21 protein-coding genes are annotated in these 26,146 nt (G+C 45.3%); 11 read left to right on the top strand and 10 right to left on the bottom strand.

Annotated features, from left to right (window positions below; translation table 11 throughout):
- Nucleotides 1-4: 4 nt before the first annotated feature.
- From L4D06_RS05165 to L4D06_RS05140, 6 genes are all read left to right on the top strand, one after another.
- The gene (locus tag L4D06_RS05165; protein ID WP_429738047.1) at nucleotides 5-1,027 is read left to right on the top strand and encodes an alcohol dehydrogenase catalytic domain-containing protein; all 1,023 of its coding nucleotides are present in this window, start codon (nucleotides 5-7) and stop codon (nucleotides 1,025-1,027) included.
- Nucleotides 1,028-1,068: 41 nt separating this feature from the next.
- On the top strand, nucleotides 1,069-1,356 hold the full coding sequence (locus L4D06_RS05160) for a UxaA family hydrolase (protein ID WP_017007649.1): 288 nt from the start codon (nucleotides 1,069-1,071) through the stop codon (nucleotides 1,354-1,356).
- Between the two features lie 3 nt (nucleotides 1,357-1,359).
- Nucleotides 1,360-2,529 carry a UxaA family hydrolase gene (locus L4D06_RS05155; protein ID WP_274164149.1) on the top strand — a complete coding sequence of 390 codons (1,170 nt, stop codon included), beginning with the start codon at nucleotides 1,360-1,362 and terminating at the stop codon, nucleotides 2,527-2,529.
- Between the two features lie 104 nt (nucleotides 2,530-2,633).
- Nucleotides 2,634-3,659: an Ldh family oxidoreductase gene (locus L4D06_RS05150; RefSeq protein WP_274164150.1), complete on the top strand. Its 1,026-nt coding sequence runs from the start codon at nucleotides 2,634-2,636 to the stop codon at nucleotides 3,657-3,659.
- 34 nt (nucleotides 3,660-3,693) lie between these two features.
- Nucleotides 3,694-4,725 (top strand): YeiH family protein, encoded by a 1,032-nt coding sequence (locus L4D06_RS05145; RefSeq protein WP_274164151.1) that lies wholly within the window; start codon nucleotides 3,694-3,696, stop codon nucleotides 4,723-4,725.
- A 327-nt stretch (nucleotides 4,726-5,052) separates the two neighbouring features.
- Nucleotides 5,053-5,538, top strand: a complete 486-nt coding sequence (locus L4D06_RS05140; protein ID WP_429738046.1) for a VOC family protein — start codon at nucleotides 5,053-5,055, stop codon at nucleotides 5,536-5,538.
- A 133-nt stretch (nucleotides 5,539-5,671) separates the two neighbouring features.
- On the opposite strand, the gene L4D06_RS05135 is transcribed toward L4D06_RS05140, so the two are convergent.
- Nucleotides 5,672-6,100, bottom strand: a complete 429-nt coding sequence (locus L4D06_RS05135) for a hypothetical protein (protein WP_429738045.1) — start codon at nucleotides 6,098-6,100, stop codon at nucleotides 5,672-5,674.
- Between the two features lie 359 nt (nucleotides 6,101-6,459).
- On the opposite strand from L4D06_RS05135, the gene L4D06_RS05130 reads away from it, so the two are divergent.
- Nucleotides 6,460-9,450, top strand: coding sequence for a methyl-accepting chemotaxis protein (locus tag L4D06_RS05130; protein ID WP_429738044.1), 2,991 nt, complete (start codon nucleotides 6,460-6,462; stop codon nucleotides 9,448-9,450).
- A gap of 178 nt (nucleotides 9,451-9,628) precedes the next feature.
- On the opposite strand, the gene L4D06_RS05125 is transcribed toward L4D06_RS05130, so the two are convergent.
- The gene (locus L4D06_RS05125; RefSeq protein WP_429738043.1) at nucleotides 9,629-10,444 is read right to left on the bottom strand and encodes an alpha/beta fold hydrolase; all 816 of its coding nucleotides are present in this window, start codon (nucleotides 10,442-10,444) and stop codon (nucleotides 9,629-9,631) included.
- An 891-nt stretch (nucleotides 10,445-11,335) separates the two neighbouring features.
- Between L4D06_RS05125 and L4D06_RS05120 the strand changes: the two genes are divergently transcribed.
- The gene (locus L4D06_RS05120) at nucleotides 11,336-14,158 is read left to right on the top strand and encodes an SEL1-like repeat protein (RefSeq protein WP_429738042.1); all 2,823 of its coding nucleotides are present in this window, start codon (nucleotides 11,336-11,338) and stop codon (nucleotides 14,156-14,158) included.
- Between the two features lie 100 nt (nucleotides 14,159-14,258).
- Here the strand turns inward: L4D06_RS05120 and L4D06_RS05115 are convergent, their stop codons facing one another.
- On the bottom strand, nucleotides 14,259-14,714 hold the full coding sequence (locus tag L4D06_RS05115) for an Lrp/AsnC family transcriptional regulator (protein WP_274164157.1): 456 nt from the start codon (nucleotides 14,712-14,714) through the stop codon (nucleotides 14,259-14,261).
- Between the two features lie 149 nt (nucleotides 14,715-14,863).
- Between L4D06_RS05115 and L4D06_RS05110 the strand changes: the two genes are divergently transcribed.
- Complete coding sequence (locus L4D06_RS05110; RefSeq protein WP_429738041.1) at nucleotides 14,864-15,895, top strand: DMT family transporter; 1,032 nt, start codon at nucleotides 14,864-14,866, stop codon at nucleotides 15,893-15,895.
- A 338-nt stretch (nucleotides 15,896-16,233) separates the two neighbouring features.
- On the opposite strand, the gene L4D06_RS05105 is transcribed toward L4D06_RS05110, so the two are convergent.
- Nucleotides 16,234-16,734, bottom strand: a complete 501-nt coding sequence (locus L4D06_RS05105; protein WP_429738040.1) for an ABZJ_00895 family protein — start codon at nucleotides 16,732-16,734, stop codon at nucleotides 16,234-16,236.
- A 262-nt stretch (nucleotides 16,735-16,996) separates the two neighbouring features.
- Nucleotides 16,997-17,656, bottom strand: a complete 660-nt coding sequence (locus tag L4D06_RS05100) for a glutathione S-transferase (protein ID WP_429738039.1) — start codon at nucleotides 17,654-17,656, stop codon at nucleotides 16,997-16,999.
- 179 nt (nucleotides 17,657-17,835) lie between these two features.
- On the opposite strand from L4D06_RS05100, the gene L4D06_RS05095 reads away from it, so the two are divergent.
- Entirely contained in the window at nucleotides 17,836-20,088 is a 2,253-nt protein-coding gene (locus L4D06_RS05095) for a peptidase U32 family protein (RefSeq protein WP_429738038.1), read from the top strand.
- 134 nt (nucleotides 20,089-20,222) lie between these two features.
- Here L4D06_RS05095 and L4D06_RS05090 read toward each other — a convergent pair whose 3' ends face one another.
- On the bottom strand, nucleotides 20,223-20,849 hold the full coding sequence (locus L4D06_RS05090) for an HD domain-containing protein (protein WP_429738268.1): 627 nt from the start codon (nucleotides 20,847-20,849) through the stop codon (nucleotides 20,223-20,225).
- Nucleotides 20,850-20,897: 48 nt separating this feature from the next.
- Nucleotides 20,898-21,050: a hypothetical protein gene (locus L4D06_RS05085; protein WP_429738037.1), complete on the bottom strand. Its 153-nt coding sequence runs from the start codon at nucleotides 21,048-21,050 to the stop codon at nucleotides 20,898-20,900.
- Between the two features lie 573 nt (nucleotides 21,051-21,623).
- Between L4D06_RS05085 and L4D06_RS05080 the strand changes: the two genes are divergently transcribed.
- Nucleotides 21,624-23,198, top strand: coding sequence for a calcium-binding protein (locus L4D06_RS05080; protein ID WP_429738036.1), 1,575 nt, complete (start codon nucleotides 21,624-21,626; stop codon nucleotides 23,196-23,198).
- 316 nt (nucleotides 23,199-23,514) lie between these two features.
- On the opposite strand, the gene L4D06_RS05075 is transcribed toward L4D06_RS05080, so the two are convergent.
- The 3 genes from L4D06_RS05075 to L4D06_RS05065 all read right to left on the bottom strand — a co-directional run bounded on the left by L4D06_RS05075 (nucleotide 23,515) and on the right by L4D06_RS05065 (nucleotide 26,130).
- Nucleotides 23,515-24,144: a hypothetical protein gene (locus L4D06_RS05075; protein ID WP_429738035.1), complete on the bottom strand. Its 630-nt coding sequence runs from the start codon at nucleotides 24,142-24,144 to the stop codon at nucleotides 23,515-23,517.
- Between the two features lie 965 nt (nucleotides 24,145-25,109).
- Nucleotides 25,110-25,451 carry a hypothetical protein gene (locus tag L4D06_RS05070; RefSeq protein ID WP_429738034.1) on the bottom strand — a complete coding sequence of 114 codons (342 nt, stop codon included), beginning with the start codon at nucleotides 25,449-25,451 and terminating at the stop codon, nucleotides 25,110-25,112.
- Between the two features lie 43 nt (nucleotides 25,452-25,494).
- Nucleotides 25,495-26,130 carry a YdcF family protein gene (locus L4D06_RS05065; protein ID WP_274164168.1) on the bottom strand — a complete coding sequence of 212 codons (636 nt, stop codon included), beginning with the start codon at nucleotides 26,128-26,130 and terminating at the stop codon, nucleotides 25,495-25,497.
- Between the last annotated feature and the right edge of the window lie 16 nt (nucleotides 26,131-26,146).

Genomic DNA, 26,146 nt, shown 5'->3' with positions numbered 1-26,146 from the left:
CACGATGAAAGCACTGGTGTATACCGGAGAAAAATCACTGACCTATATCGAAGACGCAGAGATGCCAACGCTTCGAGATGACGAAGTCTTGGTGCAAATCAACGCCGTCGGCATTTGTGGTTCAGATCTTCATGCTTACCTCGGTCACGATTCTCGCCGCCCTGCCCCACTGATTTTGGGGCATGAAGGCGCAGGCTTTGTTCGCGGCGCAGACAACACCGGCAATCGCGATCTTGATGGTCAAGCCGTGGTGATCAACCCACTGGTGAGCTGCGGTCATTGCAGTTACTGCCGAACGGGTTTTGAAAACCAATGTGGAAGCCGCGAAATCATTTCCATGCCACCAAGACAAGGCGCATTTGCCGAGTACGTTGCCATTCCAAAGCGCAATCTCGTGCCTGTGCCTGAAGGTATGTCAATGGCAACCGCTTCGCTCGCCGAGCCCATTGCAACGGGCTGGCATGCAGTGACCAAAGGCGCGAATTTAGTGAATCGTCCTTTGGTAGAAAGCAAAGCATTAGTGTATGGCGGCGGTGCAGTGGGGCTTGCAGCTGCGCTTTCTTTGTACGCACAAGGTTGTCGTCAGATATTCCTTGCTGAAACCAATGAGCTGCGCCGAGAAACAGTAAAAACCACCAGCGTTTGTACCGTATTCGACCCGCTTTCTAACCCTCTCGTTGCCAGTAACAGCATCGATTTAGTGGTGGATTGCGTGGGCAACAAACATACCCGTATGGGGTCATCCGATGCCGTTAAACCCGGTGGAGTGATTGTCCATGTGGGTTTGCAAGACAGCATTGAAGGGCTTGATGTACGCAAATTCACGCTACAAGAAGTGACCTTCACAGGAAGCTACACCTACACCATGCAAGATTTCCACGCCACCGTGGAAGCCATGCATAACGGCGCGTTAGGCGCGCTGGACTGGATTCAAGAACGCCCGCTCAGTGAAGGTGCGGACGCTTTTGACGACTTACTTAACGGACGTATAGCCGCTGCCAAAGTCGTGCTGCGGCCCGAAAAGTAACCCAAGAAAAGAAAGATCGTTTTATTCAAAAGGAGATGAAAATGCAAAAACCAGATTTTCTCGTCCACGATTCGACCGACTCCGTTGGCGTGATTGTGGTTGAGGGCTTAGAAGCTGGCCAAACGCTTGTTGGATGGGTGATGGACACGGATGCAACCATCGAAGTACTTGCACTAGATGCAATCCCTCTGGGGCACAAAGTCGCGCTAAACGACATTAAGGATGGCGACACTATCCTGAAGTACGACAACGACATCGGTAAAGCAATCGCAGACATTGCCAAAGGCGGCCATGTTCACGTTCAAAACGTTAAAACGAAGAGGTGGTAAGCCATGAGCAACTATAAATTTATGGGCTATCGCCGCGAGAATGGCCGTGTTGGTGTACGTAACCATGTCATCATTCTCCCATTGGACGATTTGTCGAACGCAGCATGTGAAGCCGTTGCAAACAACATTAAAGGCACGATGGCCATTCCACACCCATACGGTCGCCTTCAGTTTGGGGAAGATTTAGAGCTTCACTTCCGCACCTTGATTGGTACAGGTTGTAACCCGAACGTAGCAGCCGTGGTTGTTATTGGTATTGAACCTGAGTGGACAGCACGTGTTGTTGAAGGAATTGCAGCTTCTGGTAAGCCAGTTCAAGGCTTTGCAATCGAGCAGAACGGCGACATCAACACCATTGCTTCTGCTTCACGTGTTGCGAAAGATTACGTTCAAGCCGCCAGTGAAATCACCCGTGAAGAGTGTGATGTTAGTGAGCTATGGATCTCCATGAAGTGTGGTGAGTCTGATACCACATCAGGTCTAGCCGCTAACCCAACCGTGGGCAACCTGTGTGACAAACTGTCTGCACAAGGTGCAACCCTGTGTTTCGGTGAGACCTCAGAACTAACAGGTGCAGAGCAAATTTGTGCGACGCGAGCTGTTTCACCTGAAATCGGTGAGAAGTTCTTGAACACATGGCAAGCGTACATGGATGAGGTTATCGAGCCACACAAAACCTCTGATTTGTCTGACAGCCAGCCAACCAAAGGGAACATCTTAGGCGGTTTAACCACCATCGAAGAGAAGGCGTTCGGTAACTACCAGAAAATCGGTAAACACACGCAGTTCGTTGATGTGTTGACGCCCGCTGAGCGCCCAGCAGCAGGTCCAGGTCTGTACTTCATGGACACCTCTTCTGCAGCAGCAGAGTGTGTGACCTTGCAAGCCGCAGCAGGTTTTGCCGTTCACCTCTTCCCTACGGGTCAAGGTAACGTTATCGGTAACCCGATTGTGCCTGTTATCAAGATCACTGCGAACCCACGTACCGTGCGTACCATGGGCGAGCACATCGATGTTGATGTATCTGGCATTCTTGCTCGCGAATTGAACATGGATTCAGCGGGTGATGCGCTGATCGACATGACACTTCGTACAGCAAACGGCCGTTACACGGCAGCGGAATCTCTTGGTCACCGTGAATTCGTACTGACTAAGCTTTACCGAAGCGCATAAGCGTTCCCGCAGTGCATAAGCCTTCGGCTTAAATCGCACAGTGAGTATGACGCTGGGGTAACCCAGCGTCTCTTTTCTTCCGTTTTTTTACACCGGAGACGGACATGCCTGTGTACATCAACCCAACAGATGCCAAAGCGCTCATCGTCCAAGCACTGGAAAACGTCGGTGTGACGTCACCCAATGCAACCTCAGTCGCACATGCTCTCATTCAGGCAGAAATTGACGGACAGCCCGGTCATGGTTTGGCTCGTCTTGCCGCCTACATTGATCAGGTGACTTGCGGCAAAGTCATTGGAGATGCAGTTCCCAAAGTCGAAACGCCAAAGCCGAGTGTTTGTAAAATCAACGCAGAGCTAGGCTTTGCTTTCCCAGCCATGGATAAGTTGGTCAGCTTGCTACCTGCGATGGCGAAAGCACAAGGCATTGCGCTAGGTACGGTTTATCGTTCTCATCATTTCGGCCAAGCAGGTTATCACGCTGAGCGTATTGCCAAACAAGGCTGTATTGCCCTGATCTTCTCTAACAGTCCAAGCGCCATTGCGCCATGGGGTGGTAATACAGCAATATTTGGCACCAATCCGATTGCATTTTCTTGCCCTCGACAGGGCGTTCCCCCGCTCGTGATAGACATGAGCCTAAGTAAAGTGGCACGAGGAAAAGTGCTACTTGCGCGGAAAAAAGACGCCCCAATCCCAGAAGGTTGGGCCATTGATTCCCAAGGCAACCCGACCACCGATGCTAATGCCGCCATCGCAGGATCGATGCTTCCTATTGGTGATGCAAAAGGTGCAGCGTTAGCACTCATGGTTGAAATACTGTCAGCAACGCTCACGGGGGCGCTTTACGGTTACGAAGCCTCCAACTTCTTTGATACCGAAGGAGGTCCACCCGCGATAGGACATTCAGTGATCGCCATTGATCCCTCTGTTTCTGGAACATTCATTGCACCATTGTTTGCGGAAAGGCTAGAAGCCTTGTTTTCCACGATGTGCGAGCAAGATGGTGTCCGTTTGCCCGGAGAGCGACGTTTACGCCAACGTGATCGAGTACTCGAAAAAGGGCTAGCTCTAACAGACGCTGCATTCAAAGAGTTAAATGATTTAGCCCACCCTAAGAAATCACTATAAAAACAAATACTATTAATAACATGGAGCGTTATTCATGACATCAACCACCAAGCAGCGCCTTCCAAATTGGCAGACCATAAGCCAAAGCTGTCGTTCACTGGCACCCGGACTACTGCTTTCTGTCACTGTTGCTGCGGCGGCGACATTTCTTTCTGCGCATTATGGTGCACCTCAAATGCTGTTTGCCCTGTTACTGGGCATTGCTTTTCACTTTCTGGCTAATGATTCAAAATGCCAACCGGGTATTGAATTTGCTTCCAAAAAAGTCCTCCGCTTTGGCGTCGCCTTATTAGGGCTGCGCATTACCATGGAAGAGATGACCTCACTCGGTTGGGAAATGCTAGTCTGGGTGGCTTGTGGTATCGCGCTCACTATCACCATTGGTATGTTGGTCGCTAAAATACTTGGGCGACGCGTACAATTTGGCGTGCTAACAGGTGGCTCTGTCGCCATATGTGGCGCATCGGCGGCACTCGCGATTTCCGCGGTTCTTCCCAAACATCAATACAGTGAACGAAACACCCTGTTTACCGTTATCGCGGTGACCGCTTTTAGTACCATCGCCATGGTGATTTACCCGATCTTCGTCAACATATTGGGCTTCGATGACCGACTCGCAGGTATCTTCATCGGCGGAACCATTCACGATGTCGCGCAAGTGGTAGGTGCTGGTTATTCCATTTCCCCGCAAGCCGGCGAGTTTGCCACTATCACCAAGCTGTTACGTGTTGCTCTCCTTGTACCCGTCATATTGGTCATTTCTCTGTATTTTCGTAGCCACCCGGAACAAACGGGCGGGAAATCAGACATTCCATTACTGCCATTCTTCGTTATCGGCTTTTGTATTTGTGTCGCCATTAACAGTGCCCATATCTTGCCTGAAACGGTGACAAGTACTCTGTCTGGGCTGTCTTCATGGTGTCTGGTTGCTGCGGTTGCTGCGTTGGGCATCAAAACCTCAGTGAAAAAACTTTTCACCATAGGTTATGAACCCATCCTGATGGTGGTCATTGAAACTGCTGCTATTGCAACATGGGTATTGATAGGAATTTATTGGCTCGGCTAATACGTACTCATTCTTAGAAGGATTGTCTGGCGCTACCCATACGTGGCGCTTCAGGCAATCTTCCTTTCTCGCCCTTCTTTCTATCTCTTCCCGTCATTCAGGCTGTTACTACTGTAGGCACTTATCGCGCCATTTTCAGAGTGAGAGCTAGGATCTTCCCTTTCCATATGAGCCCTCTAAGTATAAATTTTTGTTATCAATAAGATAATTATTGATAATTTTTACAGAACAAAAGATCTCCCTATACTCTCTCCATCGAAACAAATTACGAGTACTAACGTAAAACAATACGCGTACCTGTTATCAGAATTACTAGAGAGTAACGTCATGAAAATGAATCACATAGGCATTATGGTCGGCAACATGGACAAAGCGGTTGAGTTTTACACCAACGCACTGGGTCTTAGCATTGTCATGGGTAACACCAAAGTCATTGAAGAACGCGAAACCGCGATTGGTCGAATGTGTATTGCAGTATTTGGTGACGGTTTTAAGGGCTTCAACATCGCGCATCTTGTCACCACTGATGGGATTGGCGTTGAGCTATTCGAAATGAAAGAGCGCCAAGAGCGTCATGTTGTTGATTTCACACGTTTAGGTATTTTCCACTTCTGTTTACAAACAGACGATTTCCACGGCGTGATCGAGAAAGTCAAAGCATTTGGCGGTAAAGTCCGTATGGATATCATGCGTTACCACCCAGAGGACGACAGCAAGCAAGCGAAAATGGTGTATTTGGAAGACCCGTTTGGCAACCTGTTCGAGCTTTACTCTCACACTTACGAAGAAACATACGCAACGGATTACGAGTAATGGCTAGATAGGAAAAAGCCCCTTGAGAGATTCTCATGGGGCTTTTTCTACTGAGGGCTTAATATTTTGGTTTCAAATATTGGTTTCAAATATTGGTTTCAAATCTAGGTAAATCTAAAGGTTGAACCTAAGTTTATTCCTGTGCTTGCAGCGAGCGTTTCACATTCTTTTTTATCGTCGCCATCAAGTCTTCAGGATTAGAATAGGCGTAGTAGTTCACCACCACCTTTTTTTCTCCTGCGGTAATCACTATTGAAAAATCATTCGACTTAGAGTCAGTCACGTCCGTCCAATGAATTTTTGTTTTCCCTTTCGAAATAAACGCATCATTCACGACAGTATTCTTTGAATCAAACACCCAAAACAACACTACAAAAATGGCGATAAACGCCATTACGCCAAAGAGTAAGGCTTTCAAGGCGCTTACGTGTTCATCAGCAAACACAAGTTGTAGGTTAAACACAGCAAAAGCAACACCGACCATCACAATGACAAATGACAATGGCTTGTTGAGCACCGCCACATTTTCCGTTTCGCTGGTCACTTTTTCACGCAATTCCAATGTTCACTCCTTAAATCGTCTACACCACGTTTTGTAACAAGAGATCACCACAAACAATCCCCTTTTTCCATGCAAATGCCTATTCCAACTCCAATGGCACGAGGATCGGGCAGTCACACCAATCAAAATGCCCAAACGGCCTGAACAATCAAAAGGCAGCTACCATATTCAGTCGGTTTGGGTCTCAAGTGAGACTAAACGGAAACATAGCACTAGGCAACGCTTGTCTGATACTGAGAGTGTTAGCAAGTATGTTACTTAAAATTCATCAACCTATCATGCCTGCCAAACTACACAGCACACAGATTCCTTCCTACACTCTTAACATTGATACAAATAACGCTAGGACGGATAAAACTGTGCTTGAAACGTGGATGCAGAAATTTGAGAACTACGCTCTGATAAAAAAACTAACCGTCATTCTTTGCCTTATCGGCCTCGTGCCCACCGTCATTACTGCCGCCATTGGCCTATACAGCTCTTGGGCTTCCATGGAAGCCGAGAAAAGTGATGCACTCCAAGCCATTGCGCATTTAAAAGGTGATGCGATTGAGAGCTACTTTGATAACAGCCATCGCGTTGTCCTAAGCATTGCGCAAAGCCCGATGACACTGGCCGCAGCCCCTGCCTTCAATAATACCTTTACCCTTTATGGTGATTCTCTGCCGCAACAATTTTCCGACATTCAGCGTTTCTATCGAAAAGATTTTCTATCTAAATTTGAGTCCCATGCTAACAACTTGCCTGATGTTGAGGCTGTGGCTGACAACCTCAGCCCAAAAGCTTTGGCGTTTCAACATAACTATATCGTGAATAATCCAAACCCATTAGGCGAAAAAGATCTTATGCGCCAAGGGGGGAATCAAGAGTACGACTTTGCTCACCGCCGTTTTCATTCCGACTTTAGAAACTATGCCAATGACTTTGGTTTCTACGACATTTTTTTGGTCGACATAACCACAGCAAATGTTGTGTACTCCGTCTATAAAGAAATTGATTACGCGACGAACTTAGACAATGGCCCCTTCGCCGATTCAGGGTTAAGCAAGGCATTTTCAATGGTACGGAATCAAGTGTCTTCTGGAGAATCCGTGGATACGGTATTCGTTGACTACCAGCAGTATTTCCCTTCCTACAATGCACCGGCAAGTTTTATTGCTGCACCTGTTTATGATAATGGCATCGCCATTTCCGTCATCGTTGTGCAACTGGCAACCGATCAAATTTCTGCCGTCATGAGTAAAGATTATGGGCTTGGGGAGACCGGAGAATCCTTCATTATTGGCTCAGATAAGCGCTTACGATCAGACACCTTCCATAATGAATCACTGACGGTAGACGGTTCTTTCAAAAACAACCTCACCCTCGACACTGCCTCTATTAATGCCGCACTCGCCAGCCAAACCAAAGAGCCTGATGCCGCTCTTCACGGCGACAACTATCAAGGAGAATCGACACTTACACTCTATCAAAAAGTGGCTATTTCACCCGATATTGAATGGCTCGTTGTCGTAGAGCAAAGTGAAAGTGAAGCGCTCTCAGCGGTGAATACATTAAAAATCATCTACCTTTTTGTTGTCATTATCATGATTTCTTTAGTGTTATTCACCGCCAAAACATTTGGGCTACGGATCTCACGGCCCATACAAGATTTATCTGCCTTTATTCTTTCCCTGCGTCAGCATTGGAATTTCTCTAGCCGCGCCGAAGTGCACAGCAAAGACGAGACAGGCCAAGCGGCGGAAGCGCTCAACACCATGCTTGCCTCACTCAATGGCGCTGTAGGTTGTATATCGGACACCATGAGTGGTTTGTCTCAAGGGGATTTTTCACAGCGTGTCGACACGGATATGGCGGGCGATCTTCTCGTGTTGAAACAAAGTATCAATCAGTTTGCTCATAAAATCGAAATCTCCGTCAAAGATATTGGAAACGTCATGGCGAAGATCGAACAGGGTGATTTTAAAAGCCGCGTGGTAGTCGACGCTCAGGGGCAACTGGCCACACTAAAAAATCAGGTTAACAGCTCAGCTGCGACCACCGCTGCGTTTATTGACGACGCAAAAATGGTCATGGGGGCATTGGAAGTGGGTGACTATAACCGCAGAATAACCGCCCCAGCGGCTGGCGACTTAGCCTCCCTTAAGGAGTCTATTAACCAGTCCATCGACAATACTGAAGGGATCATCGTTAATATCTGCGACGTCATGGCGTCCATGAGTGAAGGGAAATTTGGCCAAACCGTCGCGCTAAACGCCCATGGAAAAATGAACGAAATGAAAGTGGCAGTCAATGGCGCCTCCACAACCACGGGTTCAGTGTTTAACAACATCGTTTCTGTGATGGAAGAAGTATCGAGCGGAAATCTATCAGCACGTTGTAATACACACAACGTATCAGGCGACTTACTGCAATTGGCCACGTCGGTAAACCAATCAGCAGAAAACATTGAGCATGTTCTCACTCACACCCGAGAAGTACTCGATAAATTAGCGCAAGGTAACCTAAAAGACAGCTTTTCACTCGAAGTAAACGGTGACTACCAAACACTCAAATCCGGTATTAACCAAACCATCATGAGTTTGGCAGACATGGTTCATGAAATTCAAGGCACGGCATCTACCGTCACGCACCAATCTGAAGAAACCTCAGCCGAGGTATTAGGACTCAATCAGCAAATCGACACACAGGTGAAGCACCTCAAAGATGTTTCTACACTCATGCGGGCCATGCGCAGCAATATTGATGAAGCTCTCGATCATGCCAATGTCTCCGTCACGGTTTCTCAAAAAGCTCTCGACCATGCAAAAGAGAGTGAAGTGTTAGTTAAACAAATTGATGCCGCCATGATGTCAATAACGGACTCGAGTCGTAAGATGCAACAAATCATCAGTACGATTGAAGGCATTGCCTTTCAAACCAACTTACTCGCTCTCAATGCCAGCGTAGAAGCGGCGCGAGCAGGTGAACAGGGACGCGGATTTTCTGTAGTAGCCGCGGAGGTGCGCAACCTAGCTCAGCGCAGCGCTGAAGCCGCTAAAGAGATTTCGGCTCTGATTATTGAATCCGATGAGCGCATTGTTCTCGGCGTCGAACAAGTGAGTTTATCCGGCGATTTGCTCAATAAAATCACCCACTCAAACAATGAGGTTTGTGCTAACTTCGACCGCGTTAACATCTCGATCAAAGCGCAGTTTGAGAGGGTTAATGATGCCTCACAAGGCGTTGAAGGTGTCGGAGATAGCATTCAACAAAGCGCACAAACACTGCACCGGATTAACGACAACATGGACGGCGTAAGCGGACAAGCAGAAAGCCTCAATGTCATGATTGGACGGTTTAAGTATTGAGCTAGGGACAGTGATTGATGGCATAGAAAAACACTGGGTGATTCACTATCACTCAGTGCTTTTTTGAAGCCTAGACCATGATTTTACAACGTTTCGCTTATTTTCTATCTCGTATATTTGCTATCTCATATATTTGCAATCTCGCCTGATAGCTAGGAAGACAGCCGGAAATCGTCCATTAAGCGAGCGTCTTCGCCAAGAATCGCGTCAGAGCTACGTTCACCAACTCAGGTTGTTCAAGGTTACTGATATGCCCAGCTTTTGGGATCAACACAAACTCACTTCCGTCTATCGCATCATGCAATAACATAGACTCAAGCGGCGGACGGGGTTTGTCTTCTGCACCGACCATGATAAGCGTTGGCAACGTGAGCTTTTCAATGTCATCAAAGGTATCGCGGCGATCAAACACCATTCGACCAACCTGCACAATCGCTTTTGCTTTCTCTCCCGACAGCGCAGATAACATCTCTTTAAATCCAGCAACGAGTTCAGGGTTTTCTTGCTCGGCGTCATTAGCAAAAAACAGTGGCGTGATGGCATCGACCATTTGCGGCGGCACCATTTCTAACTGCTCAATGGTATCGAACATGGCCACGTATTTTGCCTTTGCGACTTCGGGTTCATATCCAACGAATGTATCCATTAACACCAATGCGTTCACTCGGGTTGGGGCTTTAAGCACTAACTCTGTTCCCCACATTCCGCCCACTGACAAACCCACCAGCGCGAATTGTTCTACGTCTAGCGAGTCCATCAAGCTCAGCACATCGTTGGCATAGTCAATTAACGTAGTGGTTGAATCAGGAGCGGCGTCAGATTGTCCGTGAGCCCAAAGGTCAGGCACAATGCAACGGTATTGCTTACTCAGAGCGTCAATCTGAGGTTTCCACATGGCGCTGTCCCACAAGTAGCTGTGTCCAAACAACACAACAGGACCATCACCCACATCTAAATACGACATGTTTCTGCCGTTTATCTGAATCTTATGCATTTTATATCCCTGCTAATTATTTCGTGTACACCGAAACTTCCGGTAGTAGGCGGGTAAAACACCCTCAACGCTGACAATATTGCCCACATTGGCACGTTCAAGTGAAGGTCGCCAGTTCGATATTTTATCTGGCTTCATTGTCTAAGCAAATTGTCTGCGTTGAGTCTGAGAGACTCCATGGGGATGAACCGCTCATCAATTCCCACGCCATAATTCTTCCTTTCACCATGTACGGTATAAAGATTTTGGGGTCGCTCTTAAACCATTAAGTCCAAGATAGTTAAACGTTCATCACTGCAAACTTATGATTTTGCAGACATGCATGAACTCTACCACGTAACGCCCTAATTCCTTATAAATCTGTCACTGCTAGACACTAAAATAGCCCTTGATTAAACATGAAATTTCTATGATTCAAAGACAACTCAGTGAGTGGTTAGCATACAAGAAAACGGGGGCTGAGACGCCTCAAGCAGTATTGTAAAAGCATCCTCGCGGCTCGAATATACTCAATCGACCAGAACATGCCCATTCAGAGTGGTCTCAACGATGGAATATTAATGCGAGCAGACAGAATGTGACTTATAGAGCATTGTGTAGTTTCACTCAAAACCACTATTTGTTCGTTGCGAAAAAGAATCACGCCTGTGATAACCAGGTCTAACAAAAAATAACTGACCACTGTAGGTCTCATTGTCGCAACGTAAGCCTGAATGAGTTTATGTTATGGTTTCACTCACGTTGATAAGGTCATATGCATTCCAGAATACAACATCATTCAAAGTGTCATCTGGATGGCTAATAAGCTTTCTATTTAATTATTTTTATTCCTTAAAAATATGATTATTCCACTTACGAAATATATTCATTGGTTTACTGAGATGGTATTTAATGGACAATGATTCAAGTTTTAATCGAATGGATTCTGATGGTTTTTACCTGCTAGAAGATATTTTACCTGCCGCGCAAGCGGGAGATTCAGAGGCACAGTTTAACGTCGGTCATATCTATGAGTCAGGAGAAGAAACACCACAAGACTATGAGTTAGCTGCATATTGGTATGCGCAATCCGCGAATCAGAATCACCCTTCCGCTCAATTCGCATTAGGCCAGTTGTTTCATCAAGGCAAGGGTGTTGAAAAGAACCCACAGACCGTTTTGCTCTGGACACGAAAGGCTGCCGATCAAGATCTACCAGCAGCTCAAGCTTTTCTCGGCTATTTGATCATGAGAGGCCTAGGTGTTGAAGTAAACGAAGCAGAGGCTTCAAAGTGGTTTTGCAAAGCAGCATTGCAAGGCGATGCGTATGCACAAGATTCATTGGCAAGATGTTATGAGCATGGCCTAGGGTGTGATCAAAATATTGATGAAGCATTATATTGGTTTGATTGCGCAATAAATCAATCTTATTGCCCTTCAATGATGAGATTGGCCACTATCTATCGCTATGGATTGGGCGTAGAAGAATCTTTAGAAAAGGCGTTCTATTGGTATGAACAAGCTGCGAAATTAGATGATGAAGATGGCTTATTGGCCTTAGCCGATTGCTATGCCTACGGAATTGGTGTTGAAGAAAACGAACCGTATGCCTTCGAAATAATCCGACGACTTGCAAATGAAAACCATCTCGAGTTCATGTTACAACTTGGCCTTTATTACCGTCAGGGCATTGGTGTCGAGCAAAACACCCACCAGGCGCTTGAATGGCTTCATAAAGCTGCCAGTCAAAACCATATTAACGCGATATTTCATATTGGGTATACCTACAGCCAAGGAATAGGTATTGATGTTAATGAAACGCTAGCCTGCGAGTGGTATTTGAAAGCAGCTGAGATGGGTCACAGCTGGGGGCAATTTAATCTCGGTTTGAACTTTAGCAGAGGCCTAGGGTTAGCTCAGAGTGATGAGCAAGCAACACACTGGTATCGCCTATCCGCCAAACAAGGGAATAGTTGGGCACAGCACAATCTAGGTTGTGCCTATTTAGAGGGTAAAGGCGTTGAAGCTAGTAGCTATTTGGCTCATTTGTGGTTACGACGCTCCGCAGAGCAAGGGTACCCCGAAGGTCAATATAGCCTGGCGCAGTTCTATTCTAGTCAGCCCGACAGCGAAGACCATGACGAAGCCGCCCTATTTTGGTGGACCGAATCTGCCAAGCAAGGCAATAGAAGTGCACAATATGCACTAGGATTTTATTTCGCAAATCGCGATGATGCAGAGAAAGACCACCTATCGGCTGCACATTGGTATCAATTAGCCGCTGACCAAGAATGCAAATCTGCACTCAATAACCTTGGTGTACTCTATCGAAACGGTTCAGGTGTCGAACAAGATACCACCAAGGGGCGTGCTTTATTCCAGCAGGCGGCGGAGCTTGGCAACTCAATTGCTGCATGCAATCTAGGTAACGCTTTCGAAACAGGCCTAGGCGGTGAAAAAAATCTAGAAAAAGCGAAACATTGGTATCAATTCGCTTTAGATCAAGGCCATTTACCCGCGGCTGCAGACTTGGCTAAGTTATATTTTCATGATCTAGATGATATCGAGACATCCAACAGTTTGCTTCCTAAAGCGGTCGAGTCCGGTGACTTATGGTCCTACAACCGACTGGGGGTGATTCTGCTCAATGGTGATGGGCTCACCAAAGACCCCGAGCGAGCATTAACATTGATTCAATATGCTGCAGAGAAAGAATATCAACACGCACAACGTAACTTAGGTCATTGCTATTATAATGGCGATGTTATTGATCAAGATATACATCAAGCCGTGCATTGGTATGAAAAATCCGCAAAGCAAGGCAACTTAAAATCGCAGCTCATGTTAGTGCAAATCTATCGTGATGATGAACAACTTCGCGATCCTCAATTGGAATTATATTGGTGCAAATTAGCCGCTGATTTAGGCGATATTGATAGTCAATTTAACTTAGGCATCGCGTATCATAACGGTTCAAATGTCGAAGCTAATCTTGAACAAGCTATACATTGGTTTTCGAAGGCTGCAAAACAAGATGATATGGAAGCCCAGTTTAAACTCGCTTGCCTGTATCTAGATGAAGAGCACGTTGCCAACCCTGATTTGGGGAGTAAATGGCTGACACTTTCTGCAAACCATGGCTTCGCCAAAGCTCAACTCAGACTAGCACTTGAATACTTAGATGATGAAACGCCAGCATATGATCTTGATTTGGCGATTCGATGGCTAAAAACCTCTGCGGAAAACAACCATGTGCCTGCTCAAATCACACTAGGGGAGCTTCTGCTCGATTCAGAATGTGATGCATTTGACCCTGAGGCTGGGTTTTCATGGATAGAGCTCGCAGCCACCAATGGCAACGCCAGAGCACAATTTCTTTTAGGCTGTTATTTTGAGGATGGTGAGCACTGTGATCAGGATGAATCAAAAAGCTATCAATGGTTTTTAACCAGTTCTCAAAATGATTATGTGGACGCTCATCTAGCGCTCATTAAGTGCTATTTGCAAGGCATTGGCACAGAGCAAGATAATGAAAAAGCGTTTGCTTGCGCACACGAAGCCGCAAACCAAGGTAGTGAAGCAGGCCAGTACATTTTAGGCCGATTCTATGATTCAGGCCTTCACGTAGAGCAAGATATGGACCAAGCCATATATTGGTATCAACTGGCCGCTGAGCAAGGATATCAAAAAGCGAATGAGCAATTGCAGGCTTTACTTGAACCCGATATAAAATGACGCTGGCTTTTCTCAAAAAGAAGTCTTGTCCGTTTCGTATTGCAATGACCAAATATGGTGCCAAATAGACGACAAACGCGTTGGCACCATATTGCTGCCATTAAACATAAATGGGCAAGATGCCGCGATCTTTCACTTTCCTTATCGCTAACTGGGTATGTATGTCTTTCACATTCTGTAGGCATTGTAGCTTGCGAGTAAATTGCTCGTAGCCAATCAAATCTTTGGCGACCACCTCCAGCAAATAATCGTATGTGCCGGATACCACATGGCAACTCACCACTTCCGGCATATCTCCTATTGCTTGCTCAAAGTCATCCACAGACGTGACTTGATGGTTGTTCAAACTCACTTCAACAAACATGGTCATGGCAATGCCAATTTTGTCGCGAGACAGTGAGGCATGGTAACCCGCAACAATGTTATCTTTCTCAAGGCGCTTAATACGTCGCGCACACGGTGACGCTGACAGGCCTACCAAATCCGCTAACTCTGCCGTTGTTAAACGAGCATCTTTCTGCATCAAGTCCAACAGCTGCTTATCAATACGATCCATTTCCCACGCGCCGATTTCCATTAATAATTAAGATAATAATAGCGGATTCCATCAATACATACTGATAACAAGCGCAAGATTGCCTCCAAACACTCAAAGGGTTGCCAGATAATAGTCCCTTCAGATAATGAGAAGGAATGGACTCATTCATGTCAGCAAAGCCCTTATCAGCGAACCCGACACTAGCGGATTCTCCAGCATCGACTCACGCCATACCAAGTGCCCGCCAATCATCAAAACGCCGAGTCACTGGCTACCTTGCTATGTCTATCACCTTACTGCTTTGGGCGGGCTTTTTCCTATCACTGAAAGGGGGTGCGAATGCTGATTTTCTTCCGGCAGATCTCGCCTTAATGCGATTTCTTGTGCCTGCGGTACTCCTTTCACCTTTTGTCTATAAAGCGCGTTACGAGATTGCAGCTATTCCGTTTAAGTATTTACTCTGTATGTTTGTTGGCAGCGGTCTGCCCTATTTGCTCGTGGCAAGTTCAGCGATGCAGTATGTGCCCGTTTCTCATGGTAGCGCCCTCGTACCAGGTACATTACCGCTGTTTGTGACCGCAATTGCCGTGGTCGTGTTTAAGCAACCGCTAAGTACTCATCGCGTAGCTGGACTCATCGCCATTGCTATTGGAACTGCATTGTTTCTGGCAACCAGCATCGGCGAGAACTACGATTGGCTTCAGTCAAAAGGGCACATTTTGTTTCTGGTGGGTAGTGCAATGTGGGCAACGTTTACTATTTGTGCACGTGTCGCTAACCTAAATGCGCTCGCGTGTTCAGGGATATTGGCCATCCTTTCTTGCTTGGTGCTCGTTGTCGCTATTTGGGTTGGCTGGCTGCCCAGCGTATTGAACGATACGCCGATGGTGAATTGGCCCTGGAAAGCAGTACTTAGTCATACCTTTTTACAGGGAGTAGGTGCTGGGATTATTGCATCGTGTACCTATTTATACGCGGTAAAGCGCTTGGGCGCTGAGAGAAGTGCGGCGTTTGGCAGTGCAACACCTGTGGTTGCCACGCTGCTCGCTATTCCTATCTTCGGTGAACAACCAGACATAATGACAGCCGTCGCGCTAATCTTCGTGTGCTTGGGAAGTGTGGTCGCGAGTAACATCTTCTTGAAGCAAGATGCATCAATGCGCTACCAGCCTCCCTCGCATCAGAAACAATGTGGCTAACGGCACAGCCGAGATGCCAAAATTATTCCAAAATGCGTTTGACCTGCCTTTAGGTTTAGGATTTAGGGTTGATGATGGATTAAAACACTAAGACGGGTACTTTCAATGCTAACCGTTGCATGCTCGACAAAGAAATCATGCTGACGCATTACACAAATGAAGAGTTGTTTTCGAACGAAACTCGGCTGCGCTTTATTTCACCGGACCTCACTCCAATTCCAAATAAAGCCGCTATCGAACAACACGGATTCCCTGATTTAAAAAGCACCTCGATAACGTGATGCCTCCCGCACTCAGGGTTTCCATGTCTACATTAAAATACTACGGTGTTGAATGAGTTAAACGCTCTGCTTCTCTTTCGCTTGCTGTTTAGCAAGCTGCTTTTCCCTCACTTTCACCCGATTCTTGATGCCCATTTTCTCACCGGATTTGATCATGAAATAACTCACAACTGTCATGATCAAAAGGAAAGCAAAACCGATCCACAAGAACACACTGCCGAACTCAGCGGTCAGATCCGCCAATGTAAACTCATAAAACCGCATTATCCCGGCAACATATAACAAGCTCGCACCCGTCCAAACCATCACAGCAAGCCAGCGCGTTCTGGAAACCATCAAAACTTCGTTTTTATGACCAAAATAAAAGCCTGTCAACATGGTCGGAATCACTGTCGAAAGCACACCGGAGTTTGGCATGACTACGCCCAAGACCTCCTCGATGAACAAAATGGCGACCCCCAGCAACACAGAGATAAGGCATAAGGCGAGAGAGACTTGCCAAAGCTTGGGCTCTTTTGTGTTGTTTTGAATGTTTGCTGTGTGTTCATTTGCTGTCATGGAAACGTCCTTATATAGCCATGTTATCTGACGGTGGTATGTCATTGTTATGATGATTGAATACTCAACATATTAAATCACTGCTTAACGGCGATAAGAGACTCATTTATAGGAACACGACAAGTGGCAGTATCGTTTTCGAGGGAATTCAAGCATTGAGTGAGGCGTTGCAACCGTTTCGACGTGGAATTTAGCGCTTGGTCAGCAAGGGCGTTAGGGTCCAAATAAGAGAGAATAAACGGACCGTTCAGTGCACCTCTTTTCAATTCGGATGGCCACCAAACAAAATAGGCTCGTCATTCTTTTTCCATTTGGGGTGACTAACCATCACCTTCGAGAAGGTTGGGTCATTGTAGTGATTGATTAACCACGCTCGTAAACGAGGGAACGGTGCTTGCGCGTACCACCGTTTATCCACGCGCGAAAATTGGCGAATAAATGGCAACATAGCGTAATCAACTAAGCTGGGCTGCTCGCCCATAATGTAGGCATGCTCAGAGAGTTTTTGCTCGATGGGCACCAACCACTCACAGCACTTATCACGACACTCTGTTTTGTTATTGTCATGATAACGAGAAGCCGCGCGGTACCTTTGCAATGCACCAACAAACTCAAGGTCGTGGCGTTGAATCAACTCACGCATAGCGGGTAGCTGTTCACTGTCATGAGAATACAGCAGGTTATTTGGATCAGATTGGGTCAACGCCCATATCATCACATCAAGGCTTTCATCTATCACGGTTCCATCACCAAGGTCTAACACGGGAACCGTCCCTTTTGGCGAGATAGCTAGCATGTCATCTGGCTTATTGTTCATATCGATATCACGCAAAATCACGGCTTGTCCCGCGTGCAAAATGGCAAGTCGGCTGCGCATCGCATACGGGCATTGTCTCAGTGAATACAGAATAGGCACGGTCATAATGGCTAGCTTAACAATGAACGAATAAACCCATAATAACTGAAGAAAAAATGGGATTCACCCCAATTCATATATGATCTGAATCAACAAAACCCTAATGAGTGGCAATGAAAGCGTGAGGCGAGTAGAATGCCTGCTCGAAAAAATGATCAACAAGAATCGAAGCGAGCAGTTTCACAATGAGTAGAAAAATTGAATTATTGGCACCTGGTGGTGATGTAGAAGCGATCAAAGCAGCCATCGTAGCTGGGGCAAATGCCGTTTACTGTGGCTTAGATATTTTTAACGCCCGTAATCGTGCATCCAATCTTTCATTTGATGAGTTAAACGGCGTTCTACGACTCGCTCACGAGTATGGTTGTGAAGTCTTTCTGACCTTAAACGTAGTGATTCTTGAGCACGAAATCCGTTCATTAGTGAAATTGCTCAATCAACTTGTGAATACGACACTTGATGGCATCATTGTTCAAGATTTAGGTGTATTTAACCTGATCAAAAAGCATTTCCCCACGTTAGATGTGCATGCCTCTACTCAGTTAACTACGCACAACGAAGGTCAGCTTAAATTCCTATCCCAAATAGGCGCATCACGCGTTAACTTATCTCGCGAACTGAACATAGATGAAATCAAAGAGATGACAGCCGTAGCACATGAACATGACATGCTCACTGAAGTGTTTGTTCACGGCTCGCTGTGTATCGCATTCTCCGGTCAGTGTTACTCAAGTTCTGTTAGTGTCGGTAACTCCGGAAACCGAGGCCGTTGCAGCCAAGCGTGTCGCGATGAATACGAAGTGACCAATGTCGGCACTAAGTATCCGCTAAATTTGAAAGATAACTCTGCATATTTTGACCTTCCAGAATTGGTTGACGCTCAAGTCGATTCCTTAAAGATTGAAGGCCGCATTAAAGGTGCTCACTACGTCTATACCGTGGTGGAGAACTGGCGCAAAAACATTAATCAGTTTGTTGAAACCGGCGACCTCTATGAAGATGACTCCAATCTCCATAAAGTATTCAACCGTGGTTTAACCAACAAGTTTTTGAAAGGTAACCTGACCAGAGACATGTTTATCGATAACCCTCGCGACAACAGCGTGAATTACGCCGTTGAAAAGAGAAATGCGATTGATGTGGTGCAAATTCAAGATGTCAGAACAGACCTTTATAACGACAAAAATGCTATTGGCGCGACGCTGCGAGAGAAAGTAGCAACACTGAGCATTGATAAGATTGCAGTGACCATTGCGTTCAAAGCGTCGTTGGGTGAACCTTTCGTTGTTGTCGTCACGCCCACTGACAACGTGCACGATACGTTTTCAGTGCAATCAACTTCCCTATTGAGAGAAGCTGATGAAAAAGCGATCACTTCAGAGGAGCTCGAAAAACGCTTCAAAGGCGTGATCAACCCTAACTACGAATTACTCGGTTACGACTTCTCCGAATTAGCAGAAAACTTAGTGGTTCCCTTCCGTGAAATCACGGAAATGAAAGATCGCATCGCGTTCCTATTAAATGGCTCTCGAGATGTCATTAAGCACGTAGAAGTGCCTGCTTTTCCTCAATACGCGAAAGTTGAAGAGAAACCAAAACTATCAATGCTTATCGCTGACACTGCTGATTTGAACGTATGCGATGTCACAGACGCCGACATCTACTTTAAGTTGCCAGAGAGCTTTAAGAAGCGTGATAGAAAATACATCAATATCTTCTTAGATAACCCGCGTTTGATCCCTTGGTTCCCTGCGGTTCTTATCGGTAAAGATTACGATGAAGCGGTAAAAGTCCTCGAAGAGGTCAAACCGGCGCGCATCGTGACTAACAACACGGGCATTGCTTATAAAGCCTTTGAAATGGGCATTGAATGGATTGCGGGCCCATTCCTCAACACCACTAACTCACACGCTCTAGTGACCCTGAAAGAGTCATTGAACTGTGCGGGTGCGTTTATTTCAAACGAGATAAACAAAGTGCAGATGAAACAAATCCGTCGCCCTGAAAACTTCAAATTGGCGTACAGCATATATCACCCAATTTTGATGATGACGAGTCGCCAGTGCTTCTTCCAGCAAACGGTAGGTTGTAACAAACCGGCTATCGAAGCAGGTTGTATGTTGCGATGTGAAAAAGCCACGACCATTACCAATGTGAAAGGCATTTCCTTCGCCGTTGATAAGCAAAAAGGCGGCTACCCGAGCATCTACAATCACGAGCAGTTCTTGAATATGGATGCCGTGAAAGATCTATCAGGCCTATTTGACGAGTTCTTTATTGATTTGACTAACATCGGTAGCGGCTCGAAAGAGCAAGCAGATAAAATTGAGCTCGTTAAGCATTTTGAAAAATTGGTTAACGGTGATGTGAGTGTTCAAGACGCTCTATTTACCATGGTGCCAATCAACACTAACGATCAGTATCAACAAGGTTTGTAAAACTGACTAGCTAACCTTGTTAAGATGCTTTAGTGAAGAAAACACAAAGCCGCGATGATGAATCGCGGCTTTTTTGTTTCTGATGGATCGCCTCAGAATCAGTTGCCTCCTCGGCGCTAAATCCAACACCCTTTTTATATTTCATTGCCAAGCTGCGTCAAAAAGTTTTTCATAAACACGGTTCGTTTATCTGCCTCTGCTTTTGCCGACGCTGTGTTCATGGTATCTGCCAGTTTGAGTAATTTGATGTAGAAGTGATCGACACAATATTGTCGATCGTCCCACTCTCTTTCTTGGGCAAATGGGTCAAAGGCATTATATAGCCCAGCACCCAGTGCGGTACCCACTTGCAAGCACCTCGCAACCCCAATTGCACCAATGGCATCCAACCTATCGGCATCCTGCACAATTTTCGCTTCTAAGCTTTTCGGCTTCACCTTGGCACTAAAGCTGTGAGCAAGAATGGCATGGCTGATTTCAGGAAAATACACTGAAGGATATGCCACACTCTCTAGAAATTTCTGAGCTTTTTGTCCTGCCAACAAAGAGCTTGTAGCCCTCTCTGGATGATTTTTAGGAAAAGAAAAACAATCATGCAAATAAGCCGCAGGAACAACCACTTCAAGCTTCGCGCCTTCTTCATGGCATAGCGATTTTGCTACCTTTACGACTCTAAGAACATGATTCAAATCATGGGCTAAGTCTTGCTGCATTTCACGCTTAACAAAATCCAAAAACAACGGTTCAAACTTCTCTACCATCATTAACTCTACGCCTATCAAAATAGTGAAAGCCTATAAATAATGCGTTTAACCATAACGCATTCCACATCTAAAAATCGCAAACTCACCATAAGCGAACGCTACAAGAAACAGGTCAAAAACAGCACTCCACCATTCGCCAAAGACGAGACCACTGTCTGATACCGCACGCTGATACCGACACGCATTAAGATTCATCATGAACATATTGCTCGTTAACGAGAGGATGAAGAGTGCCTAGATTCCCCTCACCAACAACATTCTCGATCACAAATTAATGCATAGTTAACCATGCAATTTATCATCAGTTATTCATACAACCCATAAAGCCAACATGGGACAACCTTGAACTCCATACACACCAAGATCTGGTTTTCTTGGCTCTCAAACAAGGAGAATAGTGGCGGTTAACAAGCAAGTGAGCCACTTTAACATATTGTCTCTCCCCCTCTTTATTGGCACTTACATTAAACCGTACTACATACTTTAAGAAGAATATGCTCACACTTAAATCAGACTATTTTCCATATTCCACTTAATTAACAGCCTATCCCTTGTCATAGAAATTTGTACATTTACATTCTGCCTATGTACTTGACCAGAATGTCGTCGGTCTTCTCAGTACATTCTCACTCAGCACAACATAAGACAGCGGCCACAAGGCGAATAATCGCATCACGATCTCATCGTGGTGACGAACATAAAAGGTGTTGGGAATTTTAATGAATGTCAGTTGCAGAGCTTCGACTCTATCTATAAACAGGGCAATGAAAAATGGCTTCTATTATTGGTACCGACCAAAACGATACACTAAATGGCACCTCTACCGACGACACCATCTATGGTTTAGCGGGTAATGATGTTCTCAACGGTGGTGATGGCAATGATGTCATTATTGGGGGGGAATTAGCCAACGGCGCCTCACCAAGCTCAAGAAACACTGATGGCACATATGATGTAAGCAACGGCGACACATTCAACATCAGCCTATCGAATTTCACTAACGACACTGAATTCAATAACTCGATCGGATATTTTCTCCTCGATAGCAGCGGAAACATTCTCAAAGCTGAAGTCATGGCTTCTAATGCACAAACCGCTACCAGCGCCAATGACTATGAAGTAGATACTGAAGGTGCAACGTCTCTGAGTCTGTTCCTTATTCCCGATGGCGCCTCTCAGGGCTTTCTTGATGGCGAAGTCACCTTAGATATTTCTGGCCAGGTTCCGATTGTTGCTCAAGGTGCGATTGAATCGATCGTTTACGTTTCTCAAGCAAACGAAAATGGCGATGGACAAGACCATGAGCTAATCGATGGCGATACCAGTATCTGGGATGACCGCTGGAATCTAGGCAGTGGCGATTTCGTTGATACAACGTTTGATATTTACGTCAATCAATTCCTTCCAAACCAACCTGATGACGACACGATTTCAGCTGAAGGTGGTGATGACATTGTCTATGGTGGGCTTGGCGAAGACACGATTTCCGGTGGCGAAGGAAATGATCTTATCTTCGGCGGACGTGGTGACGACCAACTAAGCGGTGATGCGGGTGACGACGACCTTCGAGGAGGTCTTGGTAATGACACCTTAGATGGCGGAGATGGTAATGATATTTTGCACGGCAAAGCTGGAAATGACACCTTAGAGGGTGGTGCTGGCGATGACAAGTTGTTCGGCAGTACTGGCAGTAATACGTTGCTGGGGGGTGAAGGTAACGATTATCTGTTTGCTGGTAACGGACACAACAACACACTCGATGGTGGCGCAGGCGTTGACAGTTATCGTGGCGGAATTGGTAGCGATACGCTTATCTTCGATGTGAATGACTTCGATGGCAGCACATCTACCAGTTCAAGTGGCCGTGAAGTCAATACGAAGGTTTACGCTGCGACAACCAGCTTTGACATTCTCAAAGTGAATGGTGATGTTCATGCCGATTTTACGGGTGAAGCATATCAATCAGACGCCAGCATCAAGGGCAATGTCATTTCTGGTGTTGAAGCCGTCATTGGTGACGCAGGAGATCAAACCGTTACCGTTAAAGAACATGCTATCTTTGCACAATCAGACGATATCGATCGTAGCAATTGGGATGGCTTTGTTGCTTATTTGGGAGAAGGTGACGACACACTCAACCTTGTAGGTGCAAACTGGAGCTATGATGCAGCAGGCACCTCCAACGCAGATATTTCTCCAGAGATGCTGCTACAAATGGGGTTAACGTCAGTTGAAGCCGCCGACCTACAAGCGTACGTTTTTACTAAAGACTCGGATAGTAGTGCTCAAATTACTGTCTGGACCGATGCTGAACATGTGACGCAATCTGGTATCGATATCGTTTAATCAACAACGTTTGATTTAAGCTTTACTAGAAAAATAAAAACGGCCCTTTGTTTGAGGGTCGTTTTTGTCATGATTGCATAAGGCGGAAAACTGTTAAGGTACTCAAATAACATTTAATGTCGAGTTCAAACTTGAGACCACAATGTTCGACAATTGTTAGGCAATCAATATCAAAACATCTATTCACTAAACAATGAGAAGGACGTACACCGTACTCTTTTATGCAATGTGTTTCGCCAAAAACCACACCCCAACAAATGTATTGAACGAGGCACGATATTCAGATCTTTCTCGATACAACAAAGATCAACATGTCCTAGTATTTTGCCTTCCAAACAGGCACGTTGAGGTAACCTGCTAATTTTTTAGCAGACTTATCGAGAGCTGAGCTTTTACTGTGCTCCATGACATTCGCACGTTTTCCATCACGAAAGACTAAATTCAGCTCATAACTTCGGAAAGAGCCATTATCAGAGCGTACGCTCTCGCTTATTATCTGCAACGCATAAATATCGCTCAGATTTCCTTGGCTAGTTGGTTTGTCTTTTATCAATGAATCATAGCGTTTACCTTTGAAATAAGTGCCTGATGCTTTATCAAAGGTCATCCCTTGGTTCCTCGCCCACATAAAAAAGCTAGATACAGTAAATGTTATACCAATCACTAGCGATATTGTACCTGCGGCATCCGCACCTTGCTGATACATAATAGGACTGATGTACAAGAGCAATCCTAAGCCGGGAATCATGAATGAAGAATAAAACACTAGTGCTCTAAAGGTACGTCTAACAACAATCTTTAGACCTCTTTCAACCATTTTATGGATTTGAAAGTTAGCGCCGCCGCGCTTTACGGGATTCCAGCTTATTTTATTTGCAACAGGATCGTTCGCGTCCCCTAACATAACTTTTACTTCATTTATACTAGTATCATTAATAGCACTCACTCTGCCTCCTTCTGCGATGCTGATATATTTACTTCAACGAAAAACACTTCTCAACAGCTTATTTCTTTAAAACAAACCATCCGTAACCATTAATACCCATTTTCGTACCGTGCGACACGCAAGTTTATTCTCTCCCTGTTCACCTCATCCAGCAATAACTAAAAATACACTTCGTGTATATAATCGCATCCTACTGTTGAAGTGCCGTGAAGTTAGCTCAAATGGTTTGTAATTGTTATGTCTGTCAAATCGGCTTACCAATAACCTTATCCCAAACCTCATTTAGCCACTCATAAAGTTCAAAGGTTGAATCAAATTCTTCATTTGTTATAGCTTCATACTCTACAACGGTAACCAAGCGATAAACAATTAAATCACGAAGCTGGTTCTCAAACAATTCTGGCGTTGAGAATGACCAATTATCACTTTTCGATTACTGAGCTAGCAAATCTATGTCCGTTGCATTCACATGACATTCTGGAAAGAGACGAAGCCAACACGATTAAGACTTTATTTAATATTAAAACCACCTTGATAAAGCGGAATGTTGAATAATATATTCAATATCATCTGGCGATAACACCTCAGGGCAATGATCTTCGAGAATGGCTAAGTCTTCATAACAACCTGAAATTTAACACAAATAGTTGACCACTGAATCCTTGAACGATTTGTAGCTTTCATAGCCCTCATGTTTTTTAACGACCTTCAGTAAATTGAGCACTCCCGATTTTATTCGAACATTTTCATCCGTATCCTCCGCCTCCGATACAAAATCGGCCTGCAAATAATTAACATACTCTTGTTTAAATATTTCTAACTTTCCTTGATAATTTTTCATGACAACCCAAACATATAAATGGGGAAATCAAATATCAACTTATCGTTATATACCCAAAAGCCAGCGGGTGTAATACTTACCCAAGTTCATATTGAAGAAGTCAAACCACACCTTTCCCAAATAATTATATTTCTCCAGTCATTTCACTCCAAGTGTTAACCAAATTAACATACTCATAAGTTTCTGTGGTAGCAACACCATCAATTTGAACAGATGATGCCTCAAGTTCAAATAATATATCGATGATTTTCTCCACTTCAAACTCAGTCAGACCTAATATATAAAAGCGCTCTGATTTGTGACTGTGCTTCTCTGGAAAAGGAATAGGTACAGAACGAAGGATGACTTCGATTAAGCCTGCTTCTTTCGCTCCCACTTTCTTAAGGGCCAACAACGTGTCCCTTAAGAAGCTTGCAGATTGAACATTCGCCTGCTCGCAAATTTTCTCATATTCGATAGAGTTCATAGTGTATGTTTATGTGGATACCACAGAGTATTCCCCGCAGCATTCACCATAACCCCTGCTTTTTGATTTCGTCATATGCCGCGGTAACATGAGCAGGAATGCTTTGTTCGATCTGAAAGCCTTGCGTTGGGTAATCACGTACCCGCTCGAAATCAGATACCGTGGCCTCTGCCACCATATCAAACGGGATGTCTTCGGTTGGGTATTCCACTAGTGAAATCGGTGGCGATGTCACCAACACTGACTCCCACTCACCCGGCCATTGTTTGATGAACGTGGCATATGCGCGGCGCTCCATGAATGGCTTTTGCACCAAAAGTAGCTTTTTGAAATCGAGCCCTTTCTCTCGCATGATTTGATAACCAAAGGTGACATTTTCACCCGTGTTGGTGGCCTTGGTTTCCAAAAGAATTGCAGACTCTGGCACGCCTTCATCGAGAAGGACATCGGCAAAGGTCTCCGCTTCGGTTTTTACAAATTGACCTTGTGTGAATCGTCCAAAACCACCGGATATCATCACATAAGGGGCAAAACCTTGTCGATATAGCGCAGCAGCATATTCAGCGACGCGCACGTCGTTACTGCAAAGAATGAAGATGCAATCAGAAGGCTGTGGGGCGTGACCAAGTTGGTGAAAATCCCAAAGGGTTTCGAGGTGTTTGTAAATGCGGCTTGGCATACGGGCTGTCCTTGGT

The sequence above is a fragment of the Enterovibrio makurazakiensis genome (genome assembly GCF_050336585.1).
In the GTDB taxonomy this organism is placed as follows: Bacteria; Pseudomonadota; Gammaproteobacteria; order Enterobacterales; family Vibrionaceae; genus Enterovibrio; species Enterovibrio gelatinilyticus.
Note: the sequence above shows the minus strand (reverse complement) of the source record. Positions and strands in the feature narration are given on the sequence as shown.

Bases quoted from the DNA above. Each gene is read 5' to 3' on its own strand.
- L4D06_RS05165 (WP_429738047.1), top strand. From the start codon at position 5: ATGAAAGCACTGGTGTATACCGGAGAAAAATCACTGACCTATATCGAA.
- L4D06_RS05160 (WP_017007649.1), top strand. From the start codon at position 1,069: ATGCAAAAACCAGATTTTCTCGTCCACGATTCGACCGACTCCGTTGGC.
- L4D06_RS05155 (WP_274164149.1), top strand. From the start codon at position 1,360: ATGAGCAACTATAAATTTATGGGCTATCGCCGCGAGAATGGCCGTGTT.
- L4D06_RS05150 (WP_274164150.1), top strand. From the start codon at position 2,634: ATGCCTGTGTACATCAACCCAACAGATGCCAAAGCGCTCATCGTCCAA.
- L4D06_RS05145 (WP_274164151.1), top strand. From the start codon at position 3,694: ATGACATCAACCACCAAGCAGCGCCTTCCAAATTGGCAGACCATAAGC.
- L4D06_RS05140 (WP_429738046.1), top strand. From the start codon at position 5,053: ATGAAAATGAATCACATAGGCATTATGGTCGGCAACATGGACAAAGCG.
- L4D06_RS05125 (WP_429738043.1), bottom strand. From the start codon at position 10,444: ATGCATAAGATTCAGATAAACGGCAGAAACATGTCGTATTTAGATGTG.
- L4D06_RS05120 (WP_429738042.1), top strand. From the start codon at position 11,336: ATGGACAATGATTCAAGTTTTAATCGAATGGATTCTGATGGTTTTTAC.
- L4D06_RS05115 (WP_274164157.1), bottom strand. From the start codon at position 14,714: ATGGATCGTATTGATAAGCAGCTGTTGGACTTGATGCAGAAAGATGCT.
- L4D06_RS05110 (WP_429738041.1), top strand. From the start codon at position 14,864: ATGTCAGCAAAGCCCTTATCAGCGAACCCGACACTAGCGGATTCTCCA.
- L4D06_RS05105 (WP_429738040.1), bottom strand. From the start codon at position 16,734: ATGACAGCAAATGAACACACAGCAAACATTCAAAACAACACAAAAGAG.
- L4D06_RS05100 (WP_429738039.1), bottom strand. From the start codon at position 17,656: ATGACCGTGCCTATTCTGTATTCACTGAGACAATGCCCGTATGCGATG.
- L4D06_RS05095 (WP_429738038.1), top strand. From the start codon at position 17,836: ATGAGTAGAAAAATTGAATTATTGGCACCTGGTGGTGATGTAGAAGCG.
- L4D06_RS05090 (WP_429738268.1), bottom strand. From the start codon at position 20,849: ATGGTAGAGAAGTTTGAACCGTTGTTTTTGGATTTTGTTAAGCGTGAA.
- L4D06_RS05085 (WP_429738037.1), bottom strand. From the start codon at position 21,050: ATGATGAATCTTAATGCGTGTCGGTATCAGCGTGCGGTATCAGACAGT.
- L4D06_RS05080 (WP_429738036.1), top strand. From the start codon at position 21,624: ATGGCTTCTATTATTGGTACCGACCAAAACGATACACTAAATGGCACC.
- L4D06_RS05070 (WP_429738034.1), bottom strand. From the start codon at position 25,451: ATGAACTCTATCGAATATGAGAAAATTTGCGAGCAGGCGAATGTTCAA.
- L4D06_RS05065 (WP_274164168.1), bottom strand. From the start codon at position 26,130: ATGCCAAGCCGCATTTACAAACACCTCGAAACCCTTTGGGATTTTCAC.